The organism is Escherichia sp. AM3 (genome assembly GCF_032029835.1).
In the GTDB taxonomy this organism is placed as follows: Bacteria; Pseudomonadota; Gammaproteobacteria; order Enterobacterales; family Enterobacteriaceae; genus Escherichia; species Escherichia coli.
The window spans coordinates 1-313 of sequence record NZ_JAVUPQ010000786.1; the positions used below are offsets into that span (position 1 = coordinate 1).

At 66.1% G+C, this 313-nt stretch carries 1 protein-coding gene; it reads right to left on the bottom strand.

The genetic code is table 11. From position 1 onward, the window contains the following. A partial coding sequence (locus RTW80_RS28360) for a hypothetical protein (protein ID WP_312721435.1) occupies positions 1 to 313 on the bottom strand: 313 nt, incomplete at both ends.

Sequence of the window (313 nt, forward strand, 5' to 3'; positions counted from 1 at the left end):
GGGTATCGGCAGGCGTTAACGTCCCGGCGGCGCGCGCAGCGGGAAGTTTATTTGTCAGAACATTGCTCGAACCGGTGGTGATTTTGCCCGCGGGCGACGGCGGGAAAAGCGCGTTACCCAGCCCTTCAGCGGCGTTGCTGATATCGTCGGTGATCCCGGCGACGTTCGCCAGAACCCCACCAATAATGCCGCTCAACAGACAGCTGGAGCCAATTGCCGCCACGCCTGCTGCTGCTGCCCCGGCTCCCAGCAGTGGGGCCGCAACGGTCGCTGCCGCGCCCACCGCCGCGCCAATCACCGCATAGGCAGCGCC